The sequence below is a fragment of the Caproicibacterium sp. BJN0003 genome (assembly GCF_026314295.1).
In the GTDB taxonomy this organism is placed as follows: Bacteria; Bacillota; Clostridia; order Oscillospirales; family Acutalibacteraceae; genus Caproicibacterium.
Map to the genome: position 1 here is coordinate 2,106,275 of NZ_CP111108.1, position 13,881 is coordinate 2,120,155.

Consider the following 13,881-nt stretch of genomic DNA (forward strand, 5'->3'; position numbering starts at 1 on the left):
CTTTCCTTTTGCTTTTACATGATACCAAAATTGGTGGTATAATGTATTTTATGTTTTCTAAATTGATTTCTCTCTACCTCGGAGCTATAATGAAATTAAGTAAAGGTTGTGGAGTTTGATCGAAAAGGGGTAACCAGTCATATGAAAGAAATATCTGATTCCTCACTGCGGATATTAAATGAATTAGATGAAATTATTTACCTCTGTGACCCAGACACTTTTGAAATTGAATTTATGAATTCTTACAGTTGCAAAATTTTCCATGTCTCAGAGAAAGAATATCATCTCAAAAAATGCTATGAGGTCTTTGCGGGACGCACAAGTCCCTGCACTCTCTGTGCGCATATGCACTCAGAAAATGAACCTTTTTCTGTCTGGAAATATGATAATGAATACCTTGGTCACCACTTTTTGATGCAAGACCAGATTGTATCCTTTAAAGGAAAGCCTTATCGTCTGATGATAACCTTGAGCCTTTCAAAGTCAAACTCCTTAGAAACTGTGCTTGATACACAAACAAATTCCAAAAATGAGATTATATCATACATTGACCATGTGAACAAGCAGAAAGATATCGATTCTACTTCTACAATCCAACAGCTTTTAAAAGCACTGAAACGCTACTATAAAGCTGATTTTAGTTTTACTGGCGAAATTGATAAAAAGACAGGCAATGTTTTACAGTCTTACCTTTGGGGAAAAGAGGAACTGCGGGAAAATCATATTCATCACATTTTTTCCCTAAAAACATACCAAAAAATTATTTTGTGTCAAAAACAAGTATTCGCAATTTCAAATATTGACTCTATGAACAATCTTTTGCCAAGCGAAATTGCTGCTCTTAAAAAATGGCACGTTCACAGCTTAGTTTTCGCATTCTTTATTTTGGATAACCAAAACTATGGCTTCCTTTGTGTGATAAATCCTAAGAACCTTCATGAAGGCTCGCATCTGTTTTCGAATTTTTCGTATTTGTCTAAAATCATTTTAAATAAATTAAATATGACAGATGATCTCTTTAAAGCCAACGCTATTCTTTCAGTTTGCCCTAGCTCTTATTTTCAATTTAAAGCAAAAATGCCTTTTCGGCTGATTTACGCGAATGATCAGTTTTTTACACTTCGAAATTGTACCAGAGGACAGGCAAAATCCGAATATCATAATGAAATTTCTGGATTTATTGAGCCAAACGACCTAAAAAAAGTTGAGTCCATCATCACGGATTTGGATCCAGTGAAGCATCCTTGTGCAACCTTTTCTCTTCGGATTATCACAAGAGATGAAAAAATTCTCTGGCTTTTCTGCAGCTGCGGGATCTCTCTAAGCAAAGGAGAAAATATTATTAGCTGCATTGAATATGATATCACAAAGCAGAAATTAGCAGAAAATCAATTAAAAATCAGCGAAGAGCAGCTTCGTATTGCTTTAAATCAGATCGATGCCACAATTTGGGATTACGATCTTGCAAGCAAGTCCATTATGCTGATTGACCTGTCCATTTCTGGGCAATCACATCCGAAAAAGATTGAAAATGTTCCCGAACAGCAAATCAAAAACGGCTATATTCATCCGGATAGTATTAAAACTGTGCGACGGCTCTATCATGACGTTCATTCCGGTAAAAAAACAGTCACAGCTACTTACCGCACTCTTGAAGAAAACGGAACTTATCAATGGAAAAAAGTTACATATACCAATATTTTTGATGATTCTGGGAAGCCGGTTCATGCGATTGCTATTTCAGAAAACGTGTCTGACCAAATGGATACCTTACAGCAATACCACCGGGAAGAAATTTATCGTGGTATGATTAACCGTAATCGATTTGTCTCTTACCGAATCAATTTGACTCAAAATCAGGTCACCAACTATCAGGTTGAAGACACCATGATCAATGAACTGAGCCATGCCAAGACTTACGACGAGCTAATTGCAGATAGTGCCTCTCGTGCCTTGACCTCAGACGGACGCCAACAAATTTCTCAAACTTTCAGCCAAGAATCCCTTCGAAAACTTTTCAGCACCGGAGCAACCGCCGTTTCTTGCGAATACCAGCGTGTAAATTCCGATGGAAAAATTATTTGGGCAAAAATCACAATCAATTTAGCAAAAAATGAGCATTCAAATGATCTTTTGGGATTTTTTTATGTTGAAAATATTGATGAAAATAAAAAAGCAGAACTTGCACTTCGTGAGCGTGCAGAACACGATGTGATGACTGGATTCTATTTAAAAGATACAGCCATTGCTCTAATTGAAGAATCCCTCAACTCAAAGCACCACAATCGTCTCTGCGCCCTGATGATGATAGATCTGGATAATTTTAAAAATATTAATGATACATTAGGCCACCTTTATGGAGATAAGGTTTTAACAGAAATTTCGCGCTCCATCCGCTCCAATTTTGAACCACAAACAATTTTAGGGAGATTTGGCGGAGACGAATTTATCATCTTTTTTCGGGAGATCGATTCTACCCAAACAGTCTGCAAAAAAGCAGAACTCTTCTGCAGACTATTGAACAAAGCGCCCGAAGGCAAAAGCAAAAAAAAGCATCTTTATATTTCGTGTTCTGTTGGAATTGCAATCTCTATGTCTCAAGAAGTAAATTTTGAAACACTATTTGAGCATGCAGATATTGCAATGTATCATGCAAAACGCAATGGAAAAAACGGATACCACCTATATACTCCCCAAGATTCGATGAAAAAAGATTTGTCTTCTTATGGACGAGAAAATCCACTGCATGAAGCTATTGTTGAAGATATGGGGCTTCCTGCAATTATTATTAATCCTGAATCCTACCAAATTCTTTTTCTCAACACAAAAGCAAAATCTCTTTTTAATAAACAATCTCTTAATTTTTCCCATTGTACCTGTTACGAATTTTTTCATGGCCGCAAAAATCCATGTACTCCTTGTCTGCTACAAGAAAAAAAAGAGGATCAAAACGCTATTACAAAATGTCTAATTGGAAAAATTCAGCGACAGTTTTATATTCACTTTAAACCAATTACATGGAATGGTCAAACAGCTTATCTATGTCTGATGAGTGCACGCAAAAATGATTTTCAGATTTTATCCGATTTTAATCCCGGACAAAATACTATTTTCAAAATTGCAAAAGAATTTCAAGAAATTGAACCTCTTTCTAAAGCAATTCGTACGGTTTTAAAAGACCTTGCAACCTATTACTGCGCAATGCATACCTGTTATCTGGAAATTTCTGAAGAAAATTTTCAGATTTCTAACTTTATTGAATGGTTCCCCAATGATCAGTCTTCTTATTCCAATATCTTTTCTCCTCAACAAACTACAAGTTTGATCAAATGGCTCTCTGGACTGGAAAAATCAGTTTCTTACTGTATGAATGATCTGACAAGGCTTTACGCACAATCTCCAGAATGCTATGCTTCTTTTCATCAATTAGGAATCCATTTTATTTATATTCTTCCTTTTCGACTGAACCAATCAAAAATTATCTCTTATCTCTGTATTTTAAACCCTTCTGCTCATTTATTAAACTTCAACTTGGTACAATCTTTGATTTCATTTTTTAACTACCGGCTTTTTTGCAACCGTATTCAGAAGAATCGTGACTATGCTATGTATCATGATGCGGTTACTGGATTTTCAAATTGGGATGACTATTATCGCTATCTTTTATCCATTGACCAAGAAACTCTTTCTTCTGTAGGAATTGTCTGCATTATCATCAAAGATCTAAAACAGTATTACATCCAATGCGGCATTTCTCTTGGCGATCGTCTCGTTAAAAAGGTTTCTGAAAAAATCTCAGAATGCTTTAAAGAATCTAAAATTTTTCGTCTTTCTAAGGATGAATTTTTAGTCTTGTATGAAGATATTTCCAATGATCGTTTTACCAAAATTTCTTCGTGCGCTGAGAACATTTTTCAAAAAAATTTTTCTTGCTTTGTAAATATGGGATCTATTTGGGAAAGCTATAATATTCATATTGAAAATCTTGTTTCAACTGCAGAAGATCAAATCGTTTCTAAACAGAGCCAACCTTATCATCCGGTACAAACGGAAGAAAAAGCCACGTTCCATTCATCATTAGCTTATCAATGGCTTCAAAAAGCACTTGAAAAAAAGATGTTTCATGTTTTTCTTCAGCCACAGGCAACCCTTTCTGATGGCATGATCTGCGGAGCCGAAGCGTTGATTCGCTATATTCACCCTAAATTTGGAGTAATTCCCCCAAATAAATTTATTCCTCTTCTGGAAAAAAGTCATTTAGTTCACTACATTGACTTTTATGTATTTCGTACAGTCTGTGAAACATTAAGACAGTGGAAAGAAAAAGGGCGCCGTTTAATCGGAATTTCTCTCAATTTTTCGCGCACCACACTGCTACAGATGGATTTGATTCCTACTCTTAAAAATATTTGTAAAGAATATGGAGTCAATCCACAACAAATTATGATTGAGATAACAGAATCATTTGGGAACATTAATTCCAGCACAATCACCGAAATCAGTAAAAATTTGCAAAAAGAAGGATTTCGGATTGCGCTTGACGATTTTGGAGCGAAATATTCCGGTATTGCAATGTTATCAACGGTAAAATTAGACGAGCTCAAATTTGATCGCGGCTTTATTAATACACTCAGTAACAATCCATCTGCACAGTCTTTAACTAAATTTATTATTAGCTTCTGCGAAAGTCTTAAAATAGACAGCGTCGCTGAGGGAGTTGAACATTTAGAACAGGCACGAATTCTCAAAAGCCTTGGCTGCCAAAAAATACAGGGGTATCTACTAAATAAGCCAATTCCTATTGATTTGTTTGAACAAAAATATTCTTAAAAGTCAAGAAAAATTCTATGTAAAAAAAATAACTCCGCTAAAGAAAAAGTGTTCTTGACAAGTGCCCTTTTCATTCTTATAATAGTGGATGGAAAGTGTGTGGAATTTCTACACGGAGTCTTTCCCCGCAAATGTTTTTGACCACTTTTCCATTAGAAAAGGTAGGCATACGGACAGCCGGGTCAAATTGCCGATTGGCAACTTTCGTTGCCTTATTGATTGCGTTAAGAGCGCAAATTTTATAAGTTGGTTCCTTAAAACCAAATGTGTGAGCGACACATCAAAACTTGTGAAACGATCAATAAGAGTAGTAAAAGTAACTATTTGCTATATAGACTCTGAAGGTTCCATTCTTTCTAAAAAAGCAGTTGCTTGTCCCCTTTAAAGGACCGCAATCCTGCTTAATATCATTAAGACTGGATTTTTATTGAACCGCAAGTTTTGAGCGCGTCTGTGCTCGAAACCTGCGGTTTTTTATGTATTCCCACATTTTGCAAAAAGGATGGATTGATATGGCTGAAAAAATCACTTTATATGGATTTAACAATCTTACAAAATCTTTAAGCTTCAATATCTATGATGTTTGTTATGCGAAAAGCCCCAGAGAACAAAAAGATTATATTTCTTATATTAATGAACAATATAATTCAGAGCGCTTAACAAAAATTTTAATGCATTTAACAGAAATGATCGGTGCACATGTACTGAGTCTGTCCAAGCAGGATTATAAGCCACAGGGAGCAAGTGTAACCCTGCTGATTGCCGAAGAAACCATGATTCCCGCGAGTGACACCGTTGTTGCTCACCTTGATAAAAGCCATGTGACTGTCCATACCTATCCCGAATACCATCCGGAATCCTGTCTTGCAACTTTTCGAGTTGATATTGATGTTGCCACCTGTGGAACGATTACACCGCTTTCTACTTTGGATTATCTGATTGGTTCTTTTGATTCCGATATTATCACAATGGATTACCGGGTACGCGGTTTTACAAGAGATGTAACCGGGAAAAAACTCTTTATGGATCACCCCATGACTTCCATTCAAAACTATATCGATCCAAAGACCCTGCTGCGATATGATGCAATTGATATTAATGTATATGAAGCAAATCTTTTTCACACAAAGATGCTAATTAAAGACATCGACCTGCAAAATTATCTTTTCAACACCGATGTCTATGAACTTCCTCCGAAAGAACGCCTCTCCATCATGAGTCGGCTTCGTCGGGAAATGATCGAAATCTTCAGCGGGCGCAATATTTACTGAAAGGGGAACCAAAATGCAGCTTGATCAAACCCAAGCCCCACTTTATGAGGCTTTACAGCGCTTTAAAAAAATGCGCGTAGTCCCCTTTGATGTGCCCGGGCATAAAAGAGGCCGTGGAAATCCGGAGCTCCTCAATTTTTTGGGAAAAGACTGTGTTGGCATCGATGTCAATTCCATGAAACCGCTGGATAATCTTTGCCACCCGGTTTCGGTAATTCGGGATGCGGAAGCTCTTGCCGCAGATGCTTTTCATGCGGCACATGCCTTTTTTCTGGTGAACGGTACAACGAGCGCCGTCCAAAGTATGATTCTGACTGCCTGCAAGCGCGGAGATAAAATCATTTTGCCGCGCAATGTTCACCGCAGCAGTATTAATGCACTGGTCCTTTGTGGAGCTATTCCAATTTATGTAAACCCAGAAGTGAATCATCAGCTTGGCATTGCTCTTGGGATGTCAGTTAAACAGGTAGAAAAAGCGATTCATGAAAATCCGGATGCAAAAGCGGTGTTTGTCAATAACCCAACCTACTATGGAATCTGTTCTGATTTAACCGCCATCGTAAAACTTGCGCATGCTCACGGCATGATGGTTCTGGTTGATGAAGCTCATGGAACTCATTTTTATTTTGGGCGCAGAATGCCTGTCTCCGCCATGGAAGCTGGTGCCGATATGGCAGCTGTCAGCATGCACAAATCCGGCGGCAGCCTAACGCAGAGCTCTCTGTTATTAATCGGTCCAAATGTCAGTCCGGGTTATGTCAACCAAATCATTAATCTCACACAGACAACAAGTGCTTCCTATCTTCTGATGGTCAGCCTTGATATTTCCAGAAGAAATCTGGCACTTTCCGGAAGAGAAATCTTCCGAAAGGTACAGGATCTTGCCCAGTATGGCCGAGAAGAAATCAACCGCATCGGCGGCTATTATGCTTATTCTGAAGAACTGATAAACGGGGACAGTATTTTTGATTTTGATACCACAAAGCTTTCCATCTATACTTTAGGAATTGGTCTTGCCGGGATCGAAGTTTATGATATTTTACGGGATGAGTACGATATTCAGGTAGAATTCGGAGATCTCGGAAATATCTTAGCCTATATCTCCATGGGGGACCGTGTCCAGGATCTGGAACGTCTTGTCAGTGCACTCTCCGAAATTGCTCGTCGATATCGCCGGGAAAAAACAGGATTGTTAACACAGGAGTATCTTCCCCCGCAGGTCGTCCTCTCTCCACAGGAAGCCTTTTATGCGGATAAAATTTCTCTTCCTCTGATGGAAACAAAAGGCCGAGTCTGCAGTGAGTTTGTCATGTGCTATCCCCCCGGAATTCCGATTCTGGCGCCAGGTGAGCGCATTACTGAAGATATTCTGCAATATATTTGCTATGCCAAAGAAAAGGGCTGTTCCATGACCGGCCCGGAAGATCCAAAAGTTGATCACCTCAATGTGATTGAATAGACAACCGAAAGGAGACAAAAATGGAACTTTGGTTTACTGAAGCGCATACCCCATTTGTTGATTTCTCGATCAAAGTAGATCGTCAGCTTTTTAGTGGACAAAGCGATTTTCAGAGGATCGATGTGTTTGATTCTAAAGAATTCGGCCGCTTTTTAACGTTGGACGGTTATATGATGCTGACCGAAAAAGACGAATTTATCTACCACGAAATGATTACCCACGTACCGATGGCAGTTCATCCTCATGTAAAAAATGTTCTGGTGATCGGCGGAGGTGACGGCGGAGTGGTACGGGAATTGACCCGCTATCCGGACATTAAATCAATCGATCTTGTGGAAATCGATGAATTGGTTGTAGAAGTCTGCAAAAAATATCTTCCGCAGACCGCGTGCCGTCTTTCTGACCCGCGGGTTCATATTTTCTATGAAGACGGGCTCAAATTTATCCGCTCCTGCAATGATCAATACGATTTGATTATTGTAGATTCCACTGATCCTTTTGGTCCGGGAGAAGGACTTTTTACGAGAGAATTTTATGGCAACTGCTATAAAGCACTTCATGAAGATGGAATTCTCGTCAATCAGCATGAAAGTCCTTTTTATGATGGTGATGCTGCTGCTATGCAGCGTGCACATAAGCGAATTGTCGAGAGTTTTCCCATCAGCCGAATCTACCAGGCACAAATTCCTACTTACCCTTCCGGTTACTGGCTGTTTGGGTTTGCCTCTAAAAAATATCACCCCGTACACGATCTGAATGCAGCTGCATGGAATCTTCTTGGAATTCCTACTCGCTATTACAATACAAAACTACATGCAGGTGCTTTCGCCCTGCCCACTTATGTAGAGGAGCTTTTACACGATGTTGAATAAAAATGTAGAAACGTTTCTGGCATGCGACAGTCCTTATAAAAATGCCAAAGTTGTGCTCTATGGAGCGCCATTTGATTCCACCACTTCTTTTCGTCCGGGTGCACGCTTCGGCAGCAGTGCAATCCGACACGAATCCTTCGGGCTTGAAACATACAGTCCTTATCAAGAAAAAGATCTGCTTGACTGTTCCGTATTTGACAGCGGTGACCTGGAACTCTGCTTTGGTGATCCCGAGCTTGCCCTTGGAGGAATCGAAAACCGCGCCAAAATTATTTTGGAAGACGGAAAACTTCCCTTTTTGCTGGGTGGAGAACATCTGGTGACGCTTGGTGCTATACGCGCCGTAGCACAAAAATATCCTGACGTTTGTATGGTGCACTTCGATGCACACACAGATCTGCGGGATGATTATCTAGGTTCTAAACTTTCTCACGCCTGTGTTTTGCGCCGGTGTTGGGAAATCTTAGGGAACAATCGTATTTTTCAGTTTGGGATTCGTTCCGGCGACCGCAGCGAATTTTTATGGGGCGCTTCTCATGTAGAAACCCATAAGTTTAACTTAGATGGCCTTAAGGAAACGCTCCAGCAACTAAAGGGGCGTCCTATTTACTTTACTCTGGATTTAGACGTTCTTGATCCGGCTTGCTTCCCGGGAACAGGAACCCCGGAAGCCGGGGGAATCTTTTTCCCTGAATTGCTTCATGCTATCGAAGAAATTGGACAAGATGCTAATGTCGTCGCCTGTGATGTAAATGAGCTTTGTCCAAGTCTGGACCAAAGCGGTGCTTCTACTGCGCTTGCCTGCAAAATTGTACGTGAGCTATTGTTGGCTCTCTCTTGAGCATAAATTATTTTTATAAATTTTAGGAGGGTAAAATGAAAAAAGCTTTAATTATCGGCTGCGGAGGTGTTGCAAGTGTTGCAATCCATAAATGCTGCCAAAACAGCGATGTATTTGAAGAAATCTGCATTGCAAGCCGTACAAAGTCAAAATGCGATACATTGAAAGAAAAACTTCAAAATACCACAAAGACAAAGATTACGACTGCACAGGTAGACGCTAATGACGTCGACGCACTGGTTGCACTCATTAAGAAAGTACAGCCGGGAGTTGTGATGAACCTAGCGTTACCCTATCAAGATTTAAAAATTATGGATGCCTGTCTTGCCACCAAGACCAATTATATGGATACTGCTAACTATGAGCCCGAAGATACCGCTAAATTCGAATATAGCTGGCAATGGGCCTACCGTAAAAAATTTGAAGAAGCAGGCATCACTGCTCTTTTGGGCAGCGGATTTGACCCCGGCGTCACCGGCGTTTTTTCCGCCTATGCGCTAAAACATCAGTTTGATGAAATCAACTATATTGATATTTTGGACTGCAATGCCGGTGACCACGGCTATCCGTTTGCAACCAACTTCAACCCCGAAATCAATATCCGTGAAGTCTCCGCAAAGGGCAGCTACTGGGAAAATGGCCATTGGATAGAAACAGAGCCGATGGAAATCAAGCGTGTTTATGATTTTCCACAAATTGGCCCTAAAGATATGTATCTTCTGCATCACGAGGAATTGGAATCCTTAGCGCTTAACATGCCTGGAATTCATCGGATTCGCTTTTTCATGACCTTTGGGCAAAGTTATTTGACTCATTTAAAATGTCTGGAAGACGTCGGTATGACCTCTATCAAGCCAATCAATTTCGAGGGCAAAGAGATCGTTCCACTTCAGTTCCTAAAAGCTGTTCTGCCGGATCCCTCTTCTCTGGGGCCGCGTACCAAAGGAAAAACAAATATTGGTTGTATTTTCCGCGGAAAGAAAAATGGAAAAGATAAAAATTATTATCTTTATAATGTCTCTGACCATCAGGAATGCTATCGCGAAGTTGGTTCTCAAGCGGTTGCCTATACGACCGGAGTTCCTGCCATGATCGGCGGCATGATGCTTTTAACCGAAACCTGGAAAAAGCCCGGCGTTCACAATATTGAAGAATTTGACCCGGATCCTTTCATGGATGCTTTAAACCGCTGGGGACTTCCATGGCAGGAAAGTTTTCACCCCGACTTGGTGGAGTAAGCTATGAATTTTTCCGAATTGCCTACTCCCTGTTATGTAATTGACGAAACACTTCTGGAGCAGAATCTCAAGATTTTAAAAGGGGTAATAGACCGCACCGGCTGTAAAATTCTCTTAGCACAAAAAGCATTTTCCTGCTATGCGCTTTATCCGCTTTGCCGCCAGTATCTATCGGGAACCAGCTCTAGCGGTCTTTATGAAGTACGCCTTGGAAAAGAAGAATTTGGGAAAGAGAATCACGTCTTTTCTCCTGCCTATCGAGAAGAGGAATTCCCAGAATTATTAAATGACTGCGACCATATTGTTTTTAACTCGTTTTCACAGCTTGAACGATTTGGAGGCCGTGCATTTGCTGCCGGAAAAGAGATCGGGCTGCGTCTAAATCCTCAGTATTCCACCCAAAAAGGGCATGAAATCTATGATCCCTGCGCCAAAAATTCTCGTCTTGGAATTACACTCCAGAATTTTCGGGAGGATCTTTTAGAGCATGTTTCCGGATTTCATTTTCATACCCTTTGTGAACAGAATTCTGATGCTTTAGAGGCTACCGTTTCCGCGGTAGAACAGCAGTTTTCTCCATGGTTTTCCCAGATTAAGTGGCTCAATTTAGGCGGCGGCCATCACATCACCCGCCCCGGCTATGATATTCCTCGTTTGGAGCGTTGTATCCACCATTTAAAGGATACTTATCACCTGGAAATTTATTTGGAACCCGGAGAAGCAGTGGCTTTAAATGCCGGTTTTCTGGTAACTTCTGTGTTGGATACACTTCAAAACGGCATGCCGATCGCAATTTTAGATACTTCAGCTGCATGTCATATGCCGGATGTTTTGGAAATGCCTTATCGGCCGCCGCTGATGAATGCGGGACTACCGGGTGAAAAAGCCATCACCTATCGGCTGGGTGGCCCCACCTGTCTTTCCGGGGACATCATTGGAGATTACAGTTTTTCTTCTCCTTTAAAACCCGGTGACCGACTGGCTTTTGAGGATATGGCAATTTACTCTATGGTCAAAAATAATACCTTCAATGGAATGCCTCTGCCTGCGATTGTGGTAAAAGAAAAGAATGGAAACTACAGAATTTTACACAAATTTGGATATGAGGACTTTAAAATGCGTCTTAGTTAAAAATCAGAAAAATTAAACTTTACTGATGATAAAAAGGAATGGCACATTCGGCTATCATTTTTGCCGAATGTGCCACTCTTTTTTTGAATTAATGAGAACAATATAGTAGTATAAGAAACTTTCTTTTACCATAAATGCATGACATGCTGCATAAGAAGGCTAACTCCGGTAATTCCAATCCAGCAGCATAGTCCCATCAAAAGAGGTTTCCCGCCGGTTTTGATCAACTTAACAATATTCGAATTGAGTCCGATTGCTGCCATCGCCAAAACAATAAAAAATTTACTCAATTCTTTCATCGGCATAAAGCTGCTTGCGGGAATTCCAAAGTTTAAAGCAACCGTTGTGATCACAGAAGCGGCAATAAAATACAAAATAAAAAATGGAAAAATATCTTTTAGGTGAAACACAGACTTCGAAGTTCCATCCGTATGAATGGCCATTTTAGCTTTTCGGGATTCTATAAAAGCTAAGACGAGTGTGATCGGAATGATCGCCAAGGTACGGGTTAATTTGACTGTAACCGCTTTATCCAAAGTTGCAGAACCAAGGCCCCACATGCTATCCCAAGTAGATGCCGCAGCCGTAACGGAAGAAGTATCATTGACGGCCGTCCCTGCAAAAATTCCAAAAGCTTCTCCGCTGGATGTACTAAACCCCATGACTTGTCCAAGCATCGGGAAAAAGATTGCAGCTAACACATTAAAGAAGAAGATTACAGAAATGGACTGCGCAACTTCGTCATCATCTGCACCAATGACAGGCGCCGTTGCCGCAATCGCAGAACCTCCACAAATAGAAGACCCTACTCCAATTAAAGTAGAAGTTTTTGATGGGGTATGCAAAACTTTATGCATCACATAAGCTATGATCAATGAGGTCGAAATCGTACATAAAATAATCGGAAGAGATTGTTTTCCAGTCGTTACCACTACGTTTAAATTGAGCCCAAATCCAAGTAATATAACGGCCCACTGCAAAACTTTTTTTGAAATAAATTTAATCCCACTATCGAATCTGGATTTATCCCGAATCAGCAGTGTAATAATCATGCCCGCTAAAATGGCAATGACAGCTCCCCCTATAATTGGAAACACTTTTCCTAAAAACCAAGACGGGATCGCAATTGCCAAAGACAATAAAATTCCCAATCCATTTTTCCTCATAAAATTCACATCTAAAACTCCCTTTTATCATTTTTATCTAAAATGATTGAATGCGTTTATTATATCACTGCATTTTTATAATTTCCAATTATGATTTATTATGATATAATAATCTATACTTATCGTTAAGGGAGGTCATTGATAGATGGAATACCGACTCACTACATTCCTAGCAGTCTGCAAAAAAATGAATTTTACGCGTGCTGCAGAAGATCTTCATATTACACAGCCAGCAGTATCACAGCATATCAGGCTTTTAGAAGAAGAATATGGAACAAAGTTATTTATACATGAAGGAAAACGAATTCACCTTACTCCTGCAGGCAAATTCCTTCGCGATACTGTGATTAAAATGCAAAACGATGAAAATGTACTGCATGGAAAACTTGCTTTTTTTGAAACAGGAAAACAAGTTTTTAAACTAGGTGCGACCCGAACGATTGGAGAATTTAGTCTTGAAACAAAACTCTCAAGCTATATAAAAGCACATCCTGAAATTGAGCTGCACTTTATCGTTGACAATACAGAAAATCTATTGCACCAAATCGATGAAGGATCTCTTCCATGTGCATTTGTAGAAGGATTTTTTGATTTAAATCAATATGATTTTGCACCCTTTCGCACTGAAAACTTTCTGGCGGTCTGCTCCAAAAATCATTTATTTCACCATAAAATCAAAACCGTCTATGATTTGACCGATGAAACTCTACTGCTGCGAGAGCCAGGCTCTGGGACTAGAGAAATATTAAAACAGTTCTTATATTTTCAAAATATGAGGATTGAAAATTTCCATAACATTGTACAGATAGACAGCATGCATGTCATTCTGAAATTGTTGGAACAAGACGCCGGCATTAGCTTTATGTATCAAATGGCAGCTCAAAAAAGAATTCAGCAAGATATTTTACGTTCCATTCCGCTCAGAGGCCTTCCCGTACAGCATGAACTCTCTCTTGTTTGGAAACGGGGAAGTCAATACTCGAAAGAATATAAAGCTTTATGCCAAGATTTCTCAAAAGAATAAATTATTGATCATTCAAAAAAACCTCCTGCTTTTTATCGCAGGAGGCCTC

9 protein-coding genes are annotated in these 13,881 nt (G+C 39.7%); 8 read left to right on the forward strand and 1 reads right to left on the reverse strand.

Annotated features, from left to right (window positions below):
- Positions 1-141 precede the first annotated feature (141 nt).
- From OP489_RS10575 to nspC, 7 genes are all read left to right on the forward strand, one after another.
- Entirely contained in the window at positions 142-4,830 is a 4,689-nt protein-coding gene (locus tag OP489_RS10575; RefSeq protein WP_266161942.1) for an EAL domain-containing protein, read from the forward strand.
- A gap of 512 nt (positions 4,831-5,342) precedes the next feature.
- On the forward strand, positions 5,343-6,101 hold the full coding sequence (speD, locus tag OP489_RS10580; RefSeq protein ID WP_266161943.1) for an adenosylmethionine decarboxylase: 759 nt from the start codon (positions 5,343-5,345) through the stop codon (positions 6,099-6,101).
- Positions 6,102-6,114: 13 nt separating this feature from the next.
- Positions 6,115-7,560, forward strand: coding sequence for an aminotransferase class I/II-fold pyridoxal phosphate-dependent enzyme (locus OP489_RS10585; protein WP_266161944.1), 1,446 nt, complete (start codon positions 6,115-6,117; stop codon positions 7,558-7,560).
- Positions 7,561-7,580: 20 nt separating this feature from the next.
- A complete protein-coding gene (gene speE, locus OP489_RS10590) occupies positions 7,581-8,432 on the forward strand; it encodes a polyamine aminopropyltransferase (RefSeq protein ID WP_266161945.1) in 852 nt (283 codons plus the stop codon).
- Entirely contained in the window at positions 8,422-9,273 is an 852-nt protein-coding gene (gene speB, locus OP489_RS10595) for an agmatinase (protein WP_266161947.1), read from the forward strand. The genes speE and speB overlap by 11 nt, the downstream gene beginning before the upstream one ends.
- Before the next feature lie 35 nt (positions 9,274-9,308).
- Entirely contained in the window at positions 9,309-10,511 is a 1,203-nt protein-coding gene (locus tag OP489_RS10600; protein ID WP_266161948.1) for a saccharopine dehydrogenase family protein, read from the forward strand.
- Positions 10,512-10,514: 3 nt separating this feature from the next.
- Complete coding sequence (nspC, locus tag OP489_RS10605; RefSeq protein WP_266161949.1) at positions 10,515-11,642, forward strand: carboxynorspermidine decarboxylase; 1,128 nt, start codon at positions 10,515-10,517, stop codon at positions 11,640-11,642.
- Between the two features lie 125 nt (positions 11,643-11,767).
- Here nspC and OP489_RS10610 read toward each other — a convergent pair whose 3' ends face one another.
- A complete protein-coding gene (locus OP489_RS10610) occupies positions 11,768-12,817 on the reverse strand; it encodes a YeiH family protein (RefSeq protein ID WP_416232450.1) in 1,050 nt (349 codons plus the stop codon).
- A 136-nt stretch (positions 12,818-12,953) separates the two neighbouring features.
- Here OP489_RS10610 and OP489_RS10615 point away from each other — a divergent pair, with 136 nt between their 5' ends.
- Entirely contained in the window at positions 12,954-13,832 is an 879-nt protein-coding gene (locus tag OP489_RS10615; RefSeq protein WP_266161950.1) for a LysR family transcriptional regulator, read from the forward strand.
- Positions 13,833-13,881: the final 49 nt, after the last annotated feature.

Excerpts from the sequence above, each read along its gene's own strand:
- OP489_RS10615 (WP_266161950.1), top strand. The coding sequence starts at position 12,954 with ATGGAATACCGACTCACTACATTCCTAGCAGTCTGCAAAAAAATGAAT.
- speD (WP_266161943.1), top strand. The coding sequence starts at position 5,343 with ATGGCTGAAAAAATCACTTTATATGGATTTAACAATCTTACAAAATCT.
- speE (WP_266161945.1), top strand. The coding sequence starts at position 7,581 with ATGGAACTTTGGTTTACTGAAGCGCATACCCCATTTGTTGATTTCTCG.
- OP489_RS10575 (WP_266161942.1), top strand. The coding sequence starts at position 142 with ATGAAAGAAATATCTGATTCCTCACTGCGGATATTAAATGAATTAGAT.
- speB (WP_266161947.1), top strand. The coding sequence starts at position 8,422 with ATGTTGAATAAAAATGTAGAAACGTTTCTGGCATGCGACAGTCCTTAT.
- OP489_RS10585 (WP_266161944.1), top strand. The coding sequence starts at position 6,115 with ATGCAGCTTGATCAAACCCAAGCCCCACTTTATGAGGCTTTACAGCGC.
- OP489_RS10600 (WP_266161948.1), top strand. The coding sequence starts at position 9,309 with ATGAAAAAAGCTTTAATTATCGGCTGCGGAGGTGTTGCAAGTGTTGCA.
- nspC (WP_266161949.1), top strand. The coding sequence starts at position 10,515 with ATGAATTTTTCCGAATTGCCTACTCCCTGTTATGTAATTGACGAAACA.